The 17000-nt window shown below is 42.3% G+C and carries 22 protein-coding genes and 1 pseudogene; 7 read left to right on the top strand and 16 right to left on the bottom strand.

Annotation, left to right across the window (positions count from 1 at the left end):
- Positions 1-1727 (bottom strand): DNA gyrase/topoisomerase IV subunit A (locus IM462_RS03030; RefSeq protein WP_287714821.1); only part of this gene is annotated, 1727 nt, incomplete at its 3' end.
- Positions 1728-1809: 82 nt separating this feature from the next.
- Between IM462_RS03030 and IM462_RS03025 the strand changes: the two genes are divergently transcribed.
- Positions 1810-2214, top strand: a complete 405-nt coding sequence (locus tag IM462_RS03025; RefSeq protein ID WP_287700665.1) for a response regulator — start codon at positions 1810-1812, stop codon at positions 2212-2214.
- A 78-nt stretch (positions 2215-2292) separates the two neighbouring features.
- Here the strand turns inward: IM462_RS03025 and IM462_RS03020 are convergent, their stop codons facing one another.
- From IM462_RS03020 to IM462_RS02990, 7 genes are all read right to left on the bottom strand, one after another.
- Entirely contained in the window at positions 2293-2985 is a 693-nt protein-coding gene (locus IM462_RS03020; protein WP_287700666.1) for a M15 family metallopeptidase, read from the bottom strand.
- A gap of 70 nt (positions 2986-3055) precedes the next feature.
- Positions 3056-4657 carry a DNA phosphorothioation system sulfurtransferase DndC gene (dndC, locus tag IM462_RS03015; protein ID WP_002734842.1) on the bottom strand — a complete coding sequence of 534 codons (1602 nt, stop codon included), beginning with the start codon at positions 4655-4657 and terminating at the stop codon, positions 3056-3058.
- 163 nt (positions 4658-4820) lie between these two features.
- On the bottom strand, positions 4821-6056 hold the full coding sequence (locus IM462_RS03010; protein WP_287700669.1) for a DNA sulfur modification protein DndB: 1236 nt from the start codon (positions 6054-6056) through the stop codon (positions 4821-4823).
- A 444-nt stretch (positions 6057-6500) separates the two neighbouring features.
- Positions 6501-6797 carry a hypothetical protein gene (locus tag IM462_RS03005; protein WP_287714819.1) on the bottom strand — a complete coding sequence of 99 codons (297 nt, stop codon included), beginning with the start codon at positions 6795-6797 and terminating at the stop codon, positions 6501-6503.
- 394 nt (positions 6798-7191) lie between these two features.
- Positions 7192-7599: a hypothetical protein gene (locus tag IM462_RS03000; RefSeq protein WP_287700673.1), complete on the bottom strand. Its 408-nt coding sequence runs from the start codon at positions 7597-7599 to the stop codon at positions 7192-7194.
- A gap of 3 nt (positions 7600-7602) precedes the next feature.
- On the bottom strand, positions 7603-8001 hold the full coding sequence (locus IM462_RS02995) for a hypothetical protein (protein ID WP_002746868.1): 399 nt from the start codon (positions 7999-8001) through the stop codon (positions 7603-7605).
- A 118-nt stretch (positions 8002-8119) separates the two neighbouring features.
- Positions 8120-8734 (bottom strand): DUF1349 domain-containing protein, encoded by a 615-nt coding sequence (locus IM462_RS02990; RefSeq protein WP_287700675.1) that lies wholly within the window; start codon positions 8732-8734, stop codon positions 8120-8122.
- 509 nt (positions 8735-9243) lie between these two features.
- Between IM462_RS02990 and IM462_RS02985 the strand changes: the two genes are divergently transcribed.
- Positions 9244-9663, top strand: coding sequence for a XisH family protein (locus IM462_RS02985; RefSeq protein ID WP_002732677.1), 420 nt, complete (start codon positions 9244-9246; stop codon positions 9661-9663).
- Positions 9648-9950, top strand: a complete 303-nt coding sequence (locus IM462_RS02980) for an element excision factor XisI family protein (protein ID WP_002734790.1) — start codon at positions 9648-9650, stop codon at positions 9948-9950. The genes IM462_RS02985 and IM462_RS02980 overlap by 16 nt, the downstream gene beginning before the upstream one ends.
- A 190-nt stretch (positions 9951-10140) precedes the next feature.
- Here the strand turns inward: IM462_RS02980 and IM462_RS02975 are convergent, their stop codons facing one another.
- From IM462_RS02975 to IM462_RS02955, 5 genes are all read right to left on the bottom strand, one after another.
- Positions 10141-10311, bottom strand: coding sequence for a DUF5615 family PIN-like protein (locus tag IM462_RS02975; protein ID WP_287700689.1), 171 nt, complete (start codon positions 10309-10311; stop codon positions 10141-10143).
- Between the two features lie 15 nt (positions 10312-10326).
- A complete protein-coding gene (locus IM462_RS02970; protein WP_287700677.1) occupies positions 10327-10551 on the bottom strand; it encodes a DUF433 domain-containing protein in 225 nt (74 codons plus the stop codon).
- 276 nt (positions 10552-10827) lie between these two features.
- Positions 10828-11265, bottom strand: a complete 438-nt coding sequence (locus tag IM462_RS02965; protein WP_002774531.1) for a type II toxin-antitoxin system VapC family toxin — start codon at positions 11263-11265, stop codon at positions 10828-10830.
- Positions 11253-11468, bottom strand: coding sequence for a hypothetical protein (locus IM462_RS02960; protein ID WP_002746864.1), 216 nt, complete (start codon positions 11466-11468; stop codon positions 11253-11255). Before IM462_RS02960 ends, IM462_RS02965 begins: the two co-directional genes overlap by 13 nt.
- 260 nt (positions 11469-11728) lie before the next feature.
- Positions 11729-12289, bottom strand: a complete 561-nt coding sequence (locus tag IM462_RS02955) for a RipA family octameric membrane protein (protein WP_287700679.1) — start codon at positions 12287-12289, stop codon at positions 11729-11731.
- Positions 12290-12553: 264 nt separating this feature from the next.
- Between IM462_RS02955 and IM462_RS02950 the strand changes: the two genes are divergently transcribed.
- The 4 genes from IM462_RS02950 to IM462_RS02935 all read left to right on the top strand — a co-directional run bounded on the left by IM462_RS02950 (position 12554) and on the right by IM462_RS02935 (position 15774).
- A complete protein-coding gene (locus IM462_RS02950; RefSeq protein WP_287700681.1) occupies positions 12554-13453 on the top strand; it encodes a J domain-containing protein in 900 nt (299 codons plus the stop codon).
- Between the two features lie 90 nt (positions 13454-13543).
- Complete coding sequence (locus IM462_RS02945) at positions 13544-14986, top strand: serine/threonine-protein kinase (protein WP_287700683.1); 1443 nt, start codon at positions 13544-13546, stop codon at positions 14984-14986.
- A 363-nt stretch (positions 14987-15349) separates the two neighbouring features.
- The gene (locus IM462_RS02940; protein ID WP_287700685.1) at positions 15350-15544 is read left to right on the top strand and encodes a hypothetical protein; all 195 of its coding nucleotides are present in this window, start codon (positions 15350-15352) and stop codon (positions 15542-15544) included.
- Entirely contained in the window at positions 15523-15774 is a 252-nt protein-coding gene (locus IM462_RS02935; protein WP_190357782.1) for a type II toxin-antitoxin system RelE family toxin, read from the top strand. The genes IM462_RS02940 and IM462_RS02935 overlap by 22 nt, the downstream gene beginning before the upstream one ends.
- 265 nt (positions 15775-16039) lie before the next feature.
- On the opposite strand, the gene IM462_RS02930 is transcribed toward IM462_RS02935, so the two are convergent.
- The 3 genes and pseudogenes from IM462_RS02930 to IM462_RS02920 form a co-directional block, all read right to left on the bottom strand.
- A complete protein-coding gene (locus IM462_RS02930; protein WP_190357781.1) occupies positions 16040-16426 on the bottom strand; it encodes a type II toxin-antitoxin system VapC family toxin in 387 nt (128 codons plus the stop codon).
- A 3-nt stretch (positions 16427-16429) separates the two neighbouring features.
- Positions 16430-16657: a DUF2281 domain-containing protein gene (locus tag IM462_RS02925; RefSeq protein ID WP_002784946.1), complete on the bottom strand. Its 228-nt coding sequence runs from the start codon at positions 16655-16657 to the stop codon at positions 16430-16432.
- A gap of 241 nt (positions 16658-16898) precedes the next feature.
- Positions 16899-17000: pseudogene (locus IM462_RS02920) on the bottom strand (IS200/IS605 family transposase); the annotation flags it as partial.

Genomic DNA, 17000 nt, shown 5'->3' with positions numbered 1-17000 from the left:
TTATTCTCCTGTTTTTTACCTTCTGCCTTGAAAGGGGGTATGGGGTGTGGGGTGTGGGGTGTGGGGCGTGGGGTGTGGGGTGTGGGGTGTGGGGTGTGGGGTGTAGGTAAGGAAACCTCTTTCATCTGTGGGGGTGAAAATTTTTTCATCGGGACTGTCTCCTGTTTTTTAACCACAGAATCCTGTTTCTTCCCTGCTGTCTCCTGTCTCCTGTCCCCCGACTTGCCGGTGCGAATTTTTGTCCGTCTGCTATCGGCGAATTTTTTCTTTAAAGAGCGCAATTCTTTTTTCAGAGACTTGAGAAACTCCTGACGGTTATGGAGGAGGGTTTCTAACTGTTGAATTTTTGTTTGTAATTCCGTCGCTTCCGTCTCTAACTTTTGTCTTTCCAAACCGGTTAGACGACGTAGGGGCATAGCCAAGATAGAATCAGCTTGAGCGTCACTAATGCCCAATTCTGCCTGAAAACGATACTTAGCCGTCGTCCCATCGGGAGCATTTTTGAGAATATCCACCACTCGATCGATATTCTGCAAAGCTAATAATAAACCCTCCACTAGGTGTAAGCGATCGCTGGCCTGTTGCAACTCATCGCCATACTGACGGGTGAGAGTTGTTTCTCGAAAGCGCAAGAATTCCTGTAAAACTTGTTTTAACGATAACTGCCGGGGTTGATTATCGACCAAAGCGAGGATAATCGCCCCGAAATTAGTCTGTAGGGCCGTTTGTTGGTATAAGGCGGCCAAAACCTGCTGCGGTTGACTTTCCCGCTTTAATTCAATCACCACCCGAATGCCTTCGCGATTGCTTTCATCGCGGATATCGGCAATTCCCTCCAATTTCCCTAAATTAACTAATTCGGCGATTTTTTCAATCCATGCCGCCTTATTCACCTGAAAAGGCAACTCAGTAACCACAATTGCCGTCCTTTCCCTTCGGCGCTTGCCCTCAATGATAATTGTTTCAGTTTTCGCCACTCCGCGCACGGGAATAATCCCCCTACCGGTGCGATAAGCCTCGCGAATGCCGGTATCATCTAAAATCTCGCCTCCCGTGGGAAAATCGGGCCCGGGGATAATTTCTACTAACTTTTCCTCGCTTAAATCGGGATTATCAATCAAAGCGATTAAACCTTCCACCACTTCCCCCAAATTATGGGGAGGAATATTAGTCGCCATCCCCACCGCAATACCTGAACAACCATTAAGAATCAGTATCGGTAACTGAGCGGGTAAAACAACGGGTTCCTGTTGAGAATTATCAAAATTACTGCTAAAATTAACGATAGCATCGCTAATTCCCCCTAAAACCGCCTGATCACCGATGCCGGCCAAACGGGTTTCTGTATAACGCATGGCCGCCGGGGGGTCGTTATCGATCGAACCAAAGTTACCATGGCCCGATAAAAGTGGGTAACGACTGGAAAAATCCTGTACCATACGAACCAGTGCCTCGTACACTGACTGATCACCGTGGGGATGATATTTACCCAAGACATCCCCCACCACCCGCGCACATTTGCGAAAGGGGCGATCGGGAGTTAAACCCAGTTCGTGCATAGCGTATAATATGCGACGATGGACTGGTTTTAGTCCATCCCGTACATCCGGCAAGGCTCGCCCCACGATCACACTCATGGCATATTCTAGATAGGAGCGTTCCATCTCTTGGTGTAAGGCCGTGGGTATAATTTGACCACTAGCTAAGAAATCCAGTTGTTTGGCCATGAGTCTCTCGTTTTCAATCTGTCTAGCTGTGAATCATAAGGCATTTTGCCCGTTTTAACCTTGTTTATCCCTGAGCATCCCTATGACGACTGTTTTGATTGTAGAAGACGACCCGATTAATTTTCGCGTTTTTGCCAAAATTTTGACCAAACGAGGTGGTCTAGAGGTTAAAGGGACCGAAGATGTGGAAGAAGTGCTTCGTATTGCTCGGGATAAGGAAGCGGACGTGATCTTAATGGATGTCTCCCTCTCCCATAGTGTCTATGAAGGGAAAGCGGTAGATGGCATTAAAATCAGCCAAATTCTCAAAGCTAACCCCGAAACCGCCGATTTACCTGTTATTCTCGTCACCGCTCACGCTATGGAAGGCGATCGAGAGAATTTTCTCAAGCAGAGTCGGGCCGATGGTTATATTTCTAAACCGGTGGTTGATCACCAAGCTTTTGTTGATCAAATTTTGGCGATCATCGATCGGGATTCGGTCTAAGCTTTGAGTCTTCTTTTGTTAGTATATCAGTATTTATCTAGACCAGCTGCTTTCAGTTTACCCCTAACAGCTATCTCCCTAATCCTCCACTCTGCCATAGATGGCGTAGGCTCGATCGAGCGACCAGGCCCACATCTGATCCCCTAGGGAAAAATGCCACCATTCCCCCTTATGTCGGCTAAATCCCGCCTCCTCCATCACTTTAGCCAATAAAACTCGTTTTTGATGATAGCTCTGTTCTCGTGGGCTTTTTGCGGCGATATAATAATCGGGATGCGATCGCTCTCCGATCTCATCGATTTCTCCCCCCATGTCGATGGCTTGTCCCTTCTCGTCCACCAGGGTAATATCGATCGCCGCTCCGGTACTATGGGGAGGCGGGGTGGCGGCATTATCGCTGGGAACCGCCCAAATAGTGTAAACTTCTGTTAAAATCGCTTGACTTTCTGCCTCTGATAGTTTCTCTTTGGCTAATCCTCTTGTGTCTAGGAGAGTCTGAAAAGTATAATCGACCATAAATTGTTGCACTTCCACCGGTCGATAGGCATCAAAAATCAAAATTTGCCAACCGGGTTGATAGACTTGCAGACGGTTTTGAGCATCAATCAGGGGATTTAACACCCCTTGTCGCAAAAAATAGGGAGATTTACCCCGATAATTAGCTCCTAATTTCTCGTAAGCATGGGGAGAAGGGATAACAAACTTATCTGCGGGTATAGGTACTAGGGGTTCCCCACATTCACGAATAGGAATTTTTTGGTAGGGTTTCATCGCATCGTCGGGAAATGGTAATTTTATTGATGGTCAACTCGATCGCCAGTTTACGGGTAAAATAAACCCGTTATTCCTCCTCCTCATCGGTTGTAGGGAATTTCATACTGGCCCAAGTTAACTGTTTTTGCGGGTCTTTTTCCGGTTCACTAAAACTCTCCTTGAGTTGTTCTTTCACCTGAGCAATATTGCCACTTTGAGCGGCATTCTTTAGATCATAGACATAACGAGCATTTTCGATCGCTTCCTCTTTACTACGAGAACTAGACTCAAAGCATTTTTCTAGGTCTTTGTAAATACCCTTGCGAGAGATTTTTAGAAAATATTGACGTTCTGTATCGATAAGTTTAGCCAATAATTCTAGGTGCATGGAATCCTCGGCACAGATATCCGCGAGGATATCCCATTCTTCACTCCCCAAAAGATTATTATCCGCTCCCGGTCGCGGGTCTTGAAAAGTTTCTCCAGTCACTTGTTTATAAATCTTCGGTAATTGGTCATCAAATTCGTGCTTTTCTTCCCTCCAAATCCGGCGAATTTCGCTGAGTTCCTCCGTGGTAATTAGGGTAATATCTTTCATATCCTCTGGCGCATTAGTACGCACGCTCTCCTGGGCTTCTAATACCCTTCTCAGCCAATATTCCCGCCATTTTTTAGTATAGGGTCCCGGTATGGGTTCGATCGATATTTCTCCATTTAAGTTCCTTTCAAATAATTGTACTTTCCCAACAAGACGACGGAAATCACGTCTCTCTCTATCATCCAAAAGGTCTAATTCATTTCTAAGTTCTACGAGTGGTTGTAACCATTCCTTTTCTTGGTCATTCTGAACCATCATACTCAGAGATGTATCTTTATCTACCAAAGTACAAACCCAACAACCAAAACGGGAACTTCCACAGCTAGGAGTGGAGGTATCTACCACTAGGGGACATTCATTATCCGCAGTCGCTCCTCGATACATTGCTAATAATTCTTTGTTGTCTCCTCCCCAGGGATTTTCCCACTGCATTAAGTACATCCATACTTCATCAGTACGCCAATCTTCGATCGGACTATAAACGAGAGAATTCGGCATATTTGCATTAGGACTCAAACGCTCACGAAGTCTTTTAGCTTCTAATTTTTCCATCACCTTAGCACGACGAGAGCTTTCTGTTTTGCGGATTCCCAAAACTAATATTGTTTCCCCACAATTTCTGATGACTTCACGAATAAAGTTATTAGAAGCGTTAATTTTCAGTCTTCCAGTACACCAACGAAATTTCAACCGGGGAGCAGGATAACCTTTACCTATTAATCCACTCCAAAAGCGATCTTCTACAGCAGGATAGAGTAAATGTGATTTAAATGGCATTCTATGAGCTTCTGAAGCTTTTTCCAGCTTTTCCATCGACTTTCTAACCCATGCGGAGACAATGGGATTTTCAACCATTGTGTCGGTGGTGATCACATGAATAGTTTTTTGTCGCTTCTCTAATGGTAAATCAGCGATCGCATTCCAGATTAACTGTAAAACTGCTGAACTATCTTTTCCCCAAGAAACACCAATAATCCAAGGAATCTCATCTAAACAGTAGAGCTTTTGTACTTCTTGAGTCAGTAGTTTAATATCTTCTACGAACTCATCAATAGTACGATTCGGTAGTAGAGAGGTTTGGATTGCGGTCATTACATATATACTTTTAAAGTTCTCCTCTCTATACTGTATGTCTATTAGTAAAACCTATCAATATCAATAGGCACAGCAAAAGAGAGATAAAGCAAAACTGCTCGATCTCTGTTTGTGATTTCAAAAGGTATATAAGACTGAATTGCTCTAAATCTACTCGAAACTAGATTAAAACTATCCCAGTTTTCTCTTGTACAGCATCTCTGGCGATTTTAAACGCTTTATCGACTGCTGTTGTCTGTGTAACTATCTTTTTAGCACCAGCATCATCAATCACGATACTATTTAGCCATAAAGCTGAGTCACGGGTATAATCCAAACCCGCAAGTGCTTTAATCAGAGCATCTCGCTGTAAATCAGTGAATTCTGGGCCAAAAAAGATGAAATGTCCAATTCGACTAAGTACCTGAAACCCAACAGTATTAAAATCCACACGCTGTTGTCTGAGATCGTACAAGTTGAGATTGACCGTTTGAGATGCAGGTTGTAGCAAAAGTCGCCAAGTATCATTGTTTTTGGCGAATTCTGTGTAAAAAATCTTCAGTCTCTCTAACATTAGCAAAAATTCACTCTTACTTTGACGAGAATGAGATTCTATAACTGGTTTTCGAGATGAACCAAAAAGAAATTCAGCGACACCGATTCTTAACTGACTCATAGTAAACATATATTTGGTGTCTTTTCCGACAGTACGAGAGATTTTATCAATCCGTCCATTGAAAATGACTAAATCTTTAGTAATTGTCCGAGTTAACTTAGCAAGAGGATCGGTAACGTCGAAAGCAGCCAATAAAGCAGGAGGGATGGGTTTATTTTTGGCACAATCGGCAAAATCTTGATGAATTTGATCCATATCTGCTTCTTGAACTACCAGCACAGTTACGCTGTCGTTACGCAAGTCAGGTTTTTCAGGTAAAACTTTTTCGATCGCTTTTAACCGATGTTGACCATCAGTAACATAAAGTTCTACATCTATTGGCATAACAGCATAACCGAATTTGACTGGACCTGCACCATAGGTAAAAACTTTGATCGGTGTATTCGAGTTAAAGATGAATGGGGGCAAAATATACTGATCTGTCTCTAGCAAATACTTTGCAATCTCGTTAACGTGCTGGGGAATAAGTGGTCTGTTCATGACCTCATCCGCATTAGACTTATTCTTTTTAGCTTCAGCACTCTGTAATTTTGCCAATTCAATCAGCAGACTACAAGGTAGAGAAAAAACTAGATGAGTTCTTCCCCCCTGTTCGTAAACATGACAAATAAAAACTCTCGCTCCCGATGTGGCCGAATCAGCGAAAGCTAAAGTCTGCGCTTCATCTTGTCTTTGACAGTGTACGAGGTCAGCACTGGAACGGTAGCCATCGTCATTGACAGCCGATGTGATCTGAGTCATAATTAACCTTGAAAAAATGTCCAAAAACAATTAAGTAAATACAAACGTCCGAGAAGTCCTACTGCAATAGGTACTTATCGGAATTTTTGTTTATGTACTGAATCTAGTTTAAAGAAAGCTTTTAGGCTTGTCAATGGCCCATATAAAGTTAAAATACCGTTTTTGCAGTCAAGATATGGACTGATTTTGGTTTTTGCAGTCGAAAAGTAGATTGATAGGTAAAATTCAGTAGGGTATAGGTAAGATACTCAAAATAGCAATCACAAAAAGGTAGAATATATGTACTTAAAAGCGGGCTTGTGGGGGAGTAGTTAACCTAAATTAGGGCTGGCTGAATATCAGTGAAAGCCTTACCAGAAAAGGGTCTTGTTACTTTTTCAGCCAGAAAAGTGCCAGAAACAAACGTTGAGAAATCGATCGGAGGGACTCAAAACCCTGGCACTTTTATGAGCGAACGCCAGATAAAATTGAGAAACTAAGGGACGAAACTACCATTTTGCCAACTGTGTGGCTCCTAGATTCCCTCTGGGGAACTATACAGCAAACCCTAATTAAGTTTTCTTGATCGAGAAGAATATCACGATACTGGCCGGCAAGTTCTACATTGCCTGAGCGTAATGGATGCACCAAAACTTCCGTCAGCGTCAACGTAGAGGTAACAGCTAACTCTTTTGATAAGCGAAGTTGCTCGTCTGGGGTGAGATTCTCAACTTGCCAGCGAACATCTTGATAGGTAGTCATGCTCTTTACTCCCTGTTTCTTCCATTAATCATGTCATATTGCCCACAGATCACGGCTCCAAAAAGTAAGGTAAAATACCTCCATATTTGTCTATATCCGATCGCACTCCCATCCGTCGCTGTGCCTAGAGGTTTTTAAGTAGGTAGGCGTTAAAAGTTGTCAGACACCCCCCTTATCAAGGGGGGCAGGGGGGATCCCCCCGCCTATCGGCACCCCCCTTATCAAGGGGGGCAGAGGGGATCGAACCTAAAATACATTTCTAATTTAATTATAACCAGCTACTTAGCTTATAATCATTGACTTGAATCAATGACCATGGTGTGTTCCCCCAAATCGATCGCAGCAGCGGTAGGACTTACATTAGGGAACGAATCTTACTAAATCGGCGATCATACTATTCCCAAGTTAGAGTTATGCCTTCTAGGTTACATACTCTCTGGATAGTTTCCAGTTTACTCTCAGTCAATTTCCCAAATAGGTGAACTCTCATTTTATGCTTGGGATAATACTGTCCATAACTCTTGATTTGCCCGATCGCTGATTTCCAGCCTTTTGTATTTTTAACTTCAATTATTTCCGTATTAGTTAAGACATCTATTCTACCTACCTTATCAATGTAAACCTCGGTTTTTCCTCCTAATTCCCCAGCCAGTTTGTCCCGATACCAAGCCTCTGTCCCCTTTACAGGAGCATTTATCTCAGGCTCAATAACTATGCCATTAAGCTGATTAATAAAGTCCCGAATTGCTCCTCTTACTAATTTTTGAGCAGCATTAGGGGACTGTCTTTTCCGTTTAGCCATTACTTACTCAGTGAATAATTTAGAGATACCATACCCAGCCAAACCAATTACTGCTCCTACTGCCGCTACGGGAGCCATCGTCACTGCAACTGCCGTCCCCCCTACTGCTAATCCCATACCTCCAACCAATGCTGATATACCGGCTCCAGCACCCGCACCAATTGCCGCTGCTCCAATTGCCGTTGCGTCTTGTTCTTCTATTGCTTTTTTGGTTCCGTAAACTGCCGTGCCGACCACTGCTCCTGCTGCTGCTACTGGAGCCATACCGACTCCTAGAGCAGTTCCTCCCACAGCCAGTCCCATACCGCCAACTACTGCCGATGCACTAGCTCCAATCGCTGTACCCACTCCCACTGAAATCATTGCCTCTTGAACTTCTTCTGGCTTATTTTTGTCCGTCATTATTTTTTGCCTCATTAGCTTTGGGTAATTATGAAACTCTAGCATAAGACAGACAAGCCGTGAACCACAACAAGCCAGGCGTTAAGGCGCATAAGTGCCAGTCGGGTGCATACAGTTATTAGCTGGCTTCTGGTATTGCCAGCCACTGATTGTCTGAGATTTGCAAGTTTTTGAAACAACAGCGAAACGCTTTGCCTATCGGGCTGCAGGCATACACTCCGATTTGGCAATCGTCGGCTATCTTGTGTAAGTGTGTGATCCGCATTTGCAGCCAAGCCTGCCCATCATAAGAATTCTCTAGCAGAAAATCGCTCCCCCGTTTACTGATGCGATACCACATTTCGCGGTATCGTGAAGAAATGTCTTGCGTTGCCCAATCAGAATATCCCAAATTGGTCACCACAGAACCAAGCCGACTAGCTTGTTCGCTTTCATATTCCGTGGAAACTTTTATCCAATTCTGACTGTCAATCCGCACCATTAGGCCACATTGATCATATTTTTCCCGAGGCTGAAATTCTACTTGGGTCATTAGGGAAAAATCGCCAACTTGTCGCATCAATAAGCAATGCCCATCGTCTCTTTGAAAACCATAGTGCGTGTTTTGCCAAAAATCAGTTTTTTCATCTGTAGAAATTTCCAAGCCATTACCCAAACGATAATGCGTCGGCTCGTTGAGCCAGTAAAAATCATCTGACAATGCTGGCTGTAAAAAATTTTCACTAAGTCGCATAATATCGCTCCTAATCAGATACATCGTGATATTACGAAGCCAGCTAACCATTAATTATACAGAAACTTTCCGAATAACCAGAGTAAGGATATGGGGAAACTTTCGACATATCACCCCGTTTTGTGGATTACTGACAATCAGCTGAGATACAAAGAACTTTTCAGCGACCATATCACTAATTCTTCAATCTGACTGCACTTCGTAACAAAAATTTACAATTATTCGACGGCACTCGCACTCCCGTCCGTCGCTGTGCCTAGACGTTTTTAGTTTATTATCATTTGCTTAAATCAATGTTTAAGGAACACACCCTACCAGATCTGCACTGAGTTCCGTTGTTGCCTTGTTAGGATTAGGAGGATTAGGGTTAGTCTCTAGCCTGACCAAGCGAAAATAGAAATAGTAGGGTGAGCATTGCCCACCTTACCGCTTTTTCGGTCATAATAAATCCGAATTAGGGCGAACTGTAGTAGAATAGAAATCGAACCTCTTAAGCAGGGTTTATAAGGATGTCCAGACGAGACGATCTACATTTATCATTACGTCATACTTTAGAAAAAGAGGGTTGGAAAATCACTGATGATCCTTTAATTCTAACCTTAGAAAAAACCTTGCTTAAAGCTGATTTAGGAGCAGAAAAGTTTTTTGCTGCGGAAAAAGAAGAACGTAAAATTGCCGTAGAAATCAAAGACTTTGATACGCCTTCAGTTATCAGTGAATTAGAAAAAACAATAGGACAACTTCAATTATACCAATGGGCTTTAGATTCACAAGAACCTGAAAGAAAACTTTTTTTGGGCATTAGTCAAGCAGTTTATTTAAAACACTTCAAAAAAGCTATTTTCCAACTGGTTATTAAACGTAACAGAATCAATTTAATTATTTATAATCCTCAAAAGGAGATAATTTGCGAATGGATAACACAGTAAATTATGCCGATATTCTGACTCAAGTTATCAGAAAAGAGTCGGCGATGCAACCTCGATTACAAACCCTTAAAATTACCCCAGTTTGTGATCCAGAATCAGGCAACTTTTTAATAATTATGACTGGTTGGGAAAAAGAAGCATGGATTAATACAATTTTATTTCACGCTCGTTTATTGAAAAATAAAATTGTCATTGAAGATGATAATCTTGAAGAAGGATTAACAACCACTTTAATTCAAGCTGGGATTCCCCCAGAAGATATTATTACTGGACTTTCCCTAGAGTAAGGCAGGCATTACCCACCTTAGCGATATCGCAATGAATGTTAGGAAAAATTATCTAAATGCTTCAATTCTATCTAAATAGACATTAACTAATTTATGTTCAATAACCAAAGCTTCAACTTCTGGCCAAATACGAGCTAAAAACTGATGAAATTCTCGTTTTCGTATATTGCCAAAACGGAGATGTACTACTTTAGGTGCAAAAAAAATTAAGCATTAGTCTATCAGAAAAGTCTGCATCTTTCGTAACAATAACCAGTTTTTTATCCTTTGCATATTGCCAAATTTCCGTATCCCTTGGACTTCTCCCTAAAAATGATCGGTAAAGATGGAGTGAAGAGGATTTTAGCTGGTAAATTTTCATCAAAGAAAAAACCATTCATGCAATTTTTCTGACTTCATAGTGATTCGCCATCAATCTTGCTGCAAATTGCATACAGGCATAAATATCTTCTCGATTCAGAGAAGGATATTCTTCAATTACTTCTTCAATAGAATCCCCTGATCCTAAAAATTCCATAACTGTTTGCACCGGAATTCGGGTTCCAGCTATAACAGGTCTTCCATTACAAATATCTGGATGGATATGGATACGACTTTCCATTAAGGTTTTGTTACCTCTTTGATGACCTTAAGTAAACTTATTATACCCTTTCATGGTAATAGGTGAGGATGTTGGGGTTCCTGAAAATCGATCGCTGCAGCGGTAGGACTCGCATTAGGGAACGCACCCTACCATATCTGCACTTCGTAACAAAAATTTACAACCCCATCATAAGCGATCGCACTCTCGTCCGTCGCTGTGCCTAGACGTTTTTAGATTATTATCATTTGCTTAAATCAATGTTTAAGGAACACACCCTACCAGATTGGCGTACTGTTACAGAGCATCCAAAACCAAAACTTTTAAATCTGGGACAGCAGCTAAACGGGCATCATTGGTCAAGAAAAACATAGCACCTTCTCCCATAGCAGTGGCGATCTGGATTGCGTCTGGAGTTCGCAAGTTTTGTCTTGCTCTTAACTGGGCGGCAACTTCGGCAATCTCAACAGAAATAGGTACAGTAATTAAGTTTTCTTGATCAAGAAGAATATCACGATACTGGCAGGCAAGTTCTACATTACCTGAGCGTAATGGATGCACCAAAACTTCCGTCAGCGTCAACGTAGAGGTAACAACTTGAAACTCGCCTCGACTTAGCGCCCCAAAAAAGGCACGCACAAGCCCTAAATATGCCTGATTTTGCTCGATCAGGTAAATGAGTGGCGCGGTATCCAACCCCACAACTTGACCTTGCAGTTGCATCAGCCATTCCATGAGGCACGTTCCTGATTAACGTACTCTTGAGCATCAAGTCCATTCCAGATTTCTTTTCCTAGTCCTTCTAGTTCCATAATGCTATGCTTGGGCTTAACAAGCATAGGGCGACGTACCATTACAGCTAACTCTTTTAACAAGCGAAGTTGCTCGTCTGGGGTGAGATTCTCAACTTGCCGGCGAACATCTTGATAGGTAGTCATGCTCTTTACTCCCTGTTTCTTCTATTAATCATGTCATATTGCCCACAGATCACGGCTCCAAAAAGTAAGGTAAAATGCCCCCATATTTGTCTATATCCGATCGCACTCCCGTCCGTCCCTGTGCCTAGACGTTTTTAGCTTATTATCATTTGCTTGAATCAATGACTATGGTGCGTTCCCCAAAATCGATCGCTGCAGCGGTAGGACTCGCATTAAGGAACGCACTTTACCATATCTACCATAGCGGCGATCGCTGGTAGTTATAGCCAAGGAAACCTCCAAGAAAAATATGCAATCAGCACCCAAATGACTACAAAAAGAATTGAAATAAACTGAGGAAACCAAAGTGCTCTCAAATGAATAGGGTCATCTTTAGGAGCATTTGAACGCCATCGAGGAATAAGAACAGGGTCTAATTTTGAATTCTTACTAACTAATTCTAAACGTAATTTCCCCCACATATCAATAGTTTTTGTAGCACCCTGAATCATAAAATAAGACAAAAAAGATACAATAATTGCTAGGATCGGTAGCAAAAGATTAGAAAACCAGTTTGGTCCTTTGCTATTGCTGTAAGTAATAGCATATACAGTAAGTAAAAAAGATTGGCAAGTAATATACCAAGTTACACGACCCATTAATAAGCTATGTTCATGTTGAATTTCACTACGAAAATATTGAAACAATTCCCATGTTTTATTGGCGGATTCAGAGGTTTCTTTTAGGTACTCCAAACCTTCTCTGATATTTAACTCTTGAGAAGTAACTTCTGACTTGAATAATTTCCGAAAGTTTTTTAGTATTTTTATTAGCAATTTCATGAAATCACCCTTTGGTTAATTTTACTCTGGAGACTATATAAGTCTATGAACTCCGATTTTTGAGCGTAAAGATGGCAAGCTAACTATTAACTATAAAGAAAATTTGCCAACAACAATCCTTAGAGTAAGAATATATGGAAACTTTCGGCATATCACCCCATTTTGTAGATTCCTGACAATCAGCCGAGATACAAAGAACTTTTCAGCGACCATAGCACAAATTATAATTCTTGAGGTAACTGAGCAGACTAACTAAAAGTTGCCATGGCGGAGCAAATTCTTTCTCTACTCCTGTACTTAATTGTCATTTTAACGGCTTTTTGGTTTATTAGCCCCCAAAAAAAGCCCCGTAGTCATCCCGCCTATCATCTTGCTTGTTTACTAGAAGATGCTCCTGAAAGCTCTTTAAAGGGTCAATTTTATCCCCTGGCTACTCCCTTGGCTACCCCGATCGCCTGTACTGTTCCCCAGGTGTGGCGCAGTGTATATAGGCAGTCTCTGGCAAAACCGGATGTTAACTATTGGCAATGGCGCGGTATGCCCGAAAATGAGCAGTTTTGTCGGGAATTACGGGAATTATTGCGGTTAAATCCGGCTAGAGGTTACGCTAAGGAAATTCTCGAAAGTCTCGCCTTGGCTCAAGATCCTTTTTATCATCTTTACTGGGATCTAAAAGCGATCGCTAATAGTAACTCTAACACTATTGGCACTAATAAACTAGCTGAGGGCAGATTTGCCCAGCGAGATTTGCGAACTCATCAGCAGATGCGGGGGGATTTTCGTCAATGGCATTTACAAGCTTGTGAACAGTTGGGAAAAGAGCGGGTTAAAGCGGTTTATCGGGTGTGTTATGGGTCAGATTGGTCATTAATCGCCCAAATTCTCTATCCTTCGCCCCGTTCCTTGGCCGTGATGATTATAGAGTCGGCTAATCCCGTTTGGTGGCGAGTTTTGGGGATTACTCCTTTTAGCACCACTAACCGGATTGAGAATAATTATAAAACTCTCTTGTGTTATTGGCATCCCGATCGCAATTCCCATCCCAATGCGACAGAAATCACTGCCCATCTTAATCGCGCCTACGATTGTTATCAAAGTTTTCAGGAGATGAGCAGTCAAGATAATGCACCTTTGTGGACGAAAATCCGTCGCTGGATTCCTTAGACTTGACTCTAGTTTTTCCCTTGACTTTTTCCTTAACAAAAGAATGTTAGTCTAGGAACAATTTATGACCACGCTTGCACTCTCAGGGTAATGAATCTAGTGCTTTTAAACAATCGCTACCAAATTGTTAGCACCCTTGCTAGGGGGGGATTTGGGGAAACTTATATCGCTATCGATACGAATATGCCTTCTCAACGGCGCTGTGTGATTAAAAAATTGCAGCCGGCTATTCAAAGTGAGGAGATGCCAGAATGGTTAAAAGAACGTTTTCAGAAAGAAGCAAGCGTTTTAGAGGAATTGGGAGAGCAAAATCGCCAAATACCCCGTTTATACGGTTATTTTGCCCAAGATAATCATTTCTATCTGGTGCAGGAATGGATTGAAGGGGAGACACTAACCCAAAAACAGCAACGACAGGGAAATTTATCTTCCTCAGCAGTGCGGACGATTTTAGAGAATTTACTGCCTGTTATTGATTTTATTCACAGTCGCCGCATTATTCACCGGGATGTGAAACCCGATAATATTATCTTAAGAAATAGTGATAATTTGCCCATTTTGATCGATTTTGGGGTAATGAAAGAAGCAGTGGCCACCTTACTCGATCCTACGGGAAAAAGTGCCTATTCGATCGCCCTTGGCACCCCCGGTTATATGGCTTCGGAACAGGCTGCCGGGAGACCGGTCTTTTCTAGTGACCTTTATAGCTTAGGCTTAACGGCGATTTTTTTATTAACGGGAAAAACGCCGCAATATCTAGAAACTGACTCGCGCACGGGGGAAATTCTCTGGCGACAGGAGGCAGAAAATGTTAATCCTAATTTAGCTATGGTAATCGATCGAGCGATCCGTTTTCATCCCCGGGATCGGTTTGCTACTGCTAGGGAAATGTTAGCAGCTTTGGCAGAAATATCCCCCGATTTGTCCACCCAACCAACTATCGCGGTTTCTCCCCATAGTCCCCGATTAAAGTCCTCTACACCCCAAAAACCAACCGTCTCCCCCACTGTGGTTATTCAACCCAATTCCGGGAAAAAAAAGAATCCTTGGCTGTGGATTTTGCTGATTTTTGCGGTGACAATTGGGGCTTTTGCCCTAGGATATCGGGGATTTATGGCTCTTTTACCCAAAAATGAGGAAATTAAACCATCACCAACCCCCGAACCTTCTCCTAGTCCTGAAATCATTCCTCCTCCCTCCCAAGATTTTCCCCCTATCCGACGACCTTCTCGTCAACGGACTCCCATTTATTCCCCGACTCCTACTCCATCCCCGACTCCTACCCCAGAGGTGATTCCTAGTCCAGAAGTGACTCCAGAATTAACTCCTAGTCCCACCCCAGAAGAAGTAATTCCTATTCCTGTTCCCCTTCCTGAAACAGATCCGAGTCCTCAAGTTTCTCCCCTTCCTTCCCCTTCCCCTTCCCCTTCCCCTGTTCCAGAGGTGATTAATCCCCCGGTTAATGAGGATAAAATTGAACCGATTGCTCCTCCGGTTTTATCACCTTCTCCTCCTGAAGAAAATAGTAATTAATAGACTGCTTGCAGAAGTCTGGCAAGGGGAAGATGATAATTTTTTCTTAAACCCTTGCCCTTTCCCCTACAATAGAAGATAGCTACTGTTTAGGCTTAATTCTTCTGATTCTATCTGCTCTGCCAGTTGACGCAGTAGATCAAAAATGCTAGTTAAGGTTTCCTCTGGTAATTTAGCCATATTCAATTATTTCTATCATCTGGTTGGTGCGAGGTAATCCTGTTTAATTTAGTTTGCGATCGAGTTGAAGCGCAGTCAAGGGAGAAGGCAAAGGCGAACACGACATACCGCGCCACAATCCCTCTTGTGTTTTATGATGGTTAATGAAAGGCAGAAAAACAATAAGGAAGTAGGGGCAGTAGCATGAACGACCAAAGTGCTGTAGATGTTGAGCGATTCCTAGAGTATTTAGAAACCTCTGAGACTGCTGATGACGTGCCTCCTGAAGAAATTGAGGCGGCAGAGAAAGCCTATCAGGAATATTTAGAAGGGCGCGATCCTGGCAAATCTAAAGCAGAGTTGAAGGCTGAGTTAGGATGTGGCACTACATCATCTTAAAACCAGCCGAGCGTTACCTAAGACGGTTACAGCCCCGCAGCCAAGAGCGCATCTTAAATGAACTGGATAAATTGCTGGCGAGTCCTACTCAGACAGATTTCAAGAAACTCAAAGGGCGAGAGAGTTATCGCCTGCGGGTGGGTAATTATCGGGTATTAATGCAGGTCAATCGAGAAGAACGTCTTTTCATTGTCACTGAGATCGGTCCTCGTGGTGATATTTATAAATAATACCGAATCCGACATACCACACCAAAATCCCTCACGGAAAAGGATAGTTCGCCTGAGAAGCAGTAAAACAGGGGAAAACACCTGAGAATCCTTGCTCTGTGAATCGCTAAGCTAGGGAGAAGAATGTAAAGATTTATTAAATTGTAGCTTTTGAGACAGTTGTTTTTTGGGGATGTGTATCCTTCTGTTGTCTGCCTTTGACGTTGGGTGGGGGTGTTGTTTGACCTAGCTGCGAGGTTAGCGATCGCCTCACATTTTGGGAAATTTACCAAATTCTTTGAACGGGGTAACGGTCAAATATTTCATCAATGCTCAGAATAGGCATAATTTCGGTTATTGATTGGGATATTAAAAGTCGATTAAAGGGGTCTTTATGATAGTGGATAAGGGTTGCTAGTGTCCAGATATGAGCCAGATCAATAGAAAGTATTTCTAGATTATTAATGGTTATTTGATTTTTAATTAATTCCTGTAAAGATGGGTTAAGTTGTAATTTTCCCAGTTGCAGTTTTATTTGCATTTCCCAGACACTAGCAACGCTTAAAAACAAGCGATTATTTCGATCAAATAACAAATCTTGCCCGGTTAGTGATAGTTTTTCTGAGTTAATTGACCACCAAATAAAGCTATGGGTATCTAATAAAAGTTGCATGGGTTAAGTTGGCGGCAAGAGTTCATCGGTTAGGGGTTCGTTAAAGTCATCGCTGATCCAGCCTTGACCTTGATATAATCCCGCAATTCTACCTGTTGGGGTTATTTGGGTTTGATGGTGTTGATTGACTATAGATTCCAAAAAATCGAGAATTTCTTGTTGTTGTTGGACAGGTAATGTCTGAAGGGTTTGCAACAAAGGAGAATTGGTATCTAGGCCAGCATTGTTCATCACGATTTGATTTGAGGATTTTGGGGCAATACCTCAAGGATAGCATGGGTTTTCAGAGGTGAGGGGACAAGTTACGGACGCTGCGATTGCACTACTGAAGTCGGATCGGGTCTCTCTGTCTCGTCTTCTGGGGATTGTTTATTCTGGTTCTGGGTTTTCTTTATAGAGATTGGGAGGGAAATGTAAAGATTTGTAAAATATTTAATGAACTACCCCGCCGCAAGCGGACGGGGTATCAGAATCAAAATAGACTCAATTGTAGATTTTGGTGTAGCTGCAGGTATTCTTTATCTTGTTCTTTTACATATCTCGCTATCATACCTTCATCCCCATGCTTTCCTAC

This window comes from Microcystis sp. M144S2, from assembly GCF_020246065.1.
In the GTDB taxonomy this organism is placed as follows: domain Bacteria; phylum Cyanobacteriota; class Cyanobacteriia; order Cyanobacteriales; family Microcystaceae; genus Microcystis; species Microcystis ichthyoblabe_A.
This window is presented reverse-complemented; position numbering and strand designations above follow the sequence as displayed.

Excerpts from the sequence above, each read along its gene's own strand:
- IM462_RS02965 (WP_002774531.1), bottom strand. The coding sequence starts at position 11,265 with ATGGAATGGCTGATGCAACTGCAAGGTCAAGTTGTGGGGTTGGATACC.
- IM462_RS03010 (WP_287700669.1), bottom strand. The coding sequence starts at position 6,056 with ATGACTCAGATCACATCGGCTGTCAATGACGATGGCTACCGTTCCAGT.
- IM462_RS02985 (WP_002732677.1), top strand. The coding sequence starts at position 9,244 with ATGTCCAGACGAGACGATCTACATTTATCATTACGTCATACTTTAGAA.
- dndC (WP_002734842.1), bottom strand. The coding sequence starts at position 4,657 with ATGACCGCAATCCAAACCTCTCTACTACCGAATCGTACTATTGATGAG.
- IM462_RS02925 (WP_002784946.1), bottom strand. The coding sequence starts at position 16,657 with ATGAACAATGCTGGCCTAGATACCAATTCTCCTTTGTTGCAAACCCTT.
- IM462_RS02935 (WP_190357782.1), top strand. The coding sequence starts at position 15,523 with ATGTGGCACTACATCATCTTAAAACCAGCCGAGCGTTACCTAAGACGG.
- IM462_RS02930 (WP_190357781.1), bottom strand. The coding sequence starts at position 16,426 with ATGCAACTTTTATTAGATACCCATAGCTTTATTTGGTGGTCAATTAAC.
- IM462_RS03025 (WP_287700665.1), top strand. The coding sequence starts at position 1,810 with ATGACGACTGTTTTGATTGTAGAAGACGACCCGATTAATTTTCGCGTT.
- IM462_RS02975 (WP_287700689.1), bottom strand. The coding sequence starts at position 10,311 with ATGAAAATTTACCAGCTAAAATCCTCTTCACTCCATCTTTACCGATCA.
- IM462_RS03000 (WP_287700673.1), bottom strand. The coding sequence starts at position 7,599 with ATGGCTAAACGGAAAAGACAGTCCCCTAATGCTGCTCAAAAATTAGTA.
- IM462_RS02950 (WP_287700681.1), top strand. The coding sequence starts at position 12,554 with ATGGCGGAGCAAATTCTTTCTCTACTCCTGTACTTAATTGTCATTTTA.
- IM462_RS02970 (WP_287700677.1), bottom strand. The coding sequence starts at position 10,551 with ATGGAAAGTCGTATCCATATCCATCCAGATATTTGTAATGGAAGACCT.
- IM462_RS02990 (WP_287700675.1), bottom strand. The coding sequence starts at position 8,734 with ATGCGACTTAGTGAAAATTTTTTACAGCCAGCATTGTCAGATGATTTT.
- IM462_RS02960 (WP_002746864.1), bottom strand. The coding sequence starts at position 11,468 with ATGACTACCTATCAAGATGTTCGCCGGCAAGTTGAGAATCTCACCCCA.
- IM462_RS02955 (WP_287700679.1), bottom strand. The coding sequence starts at position 12,289 with ATGAAATTGCTAATAAAAATACTAAAAAACTTTCGGAAATTATTCAAG.
- IM462_RS03020 (WP_287700666.1), bottom strand. The coding sequence starts at position 2,985 with ATGAAACCCTACCAAAAAATTCCTATTCGTGAATGTGGGGAACCCCTA.
- IM462_RS02945 (WP_287700683.1), top strand. The coding sequence starts at position 13,544 with ATGAATCTAGTGCTTTTAAACAATCGCTACCAAATTGTTAGCACCCTT.
- IM462_RS03005 (WP_287714819.1), bottom strand. The coding sequence starts at position 6,797 with ATGACTACCTATCAAGATGTTCGCTGGCAAGTTGAGAATCTCACCCCA.
- IM462_RS02995 (WP_002746868.1), bottom strand. The coding sequence starts at position 8,001 with ATGACGGACAAAAATAAGCCAGAAGAAGTTCAAGAGGCAATGATTTCA.
- IM462_RS02980 (WP_002734790.1), top strand. The coding sequence starts at position 9,648 with ATGGATAACACAGTAAATTATGCCGATATTCTGACTCAAGTTATCAGA.
- IM462_RS02940 (WP_287700685.1), top strand. The coding sequence starts at position 15,350 with ATGAACGACCAAAGTGCTGTAGATGTTGAGCGATTCCTAGAGTATTTA.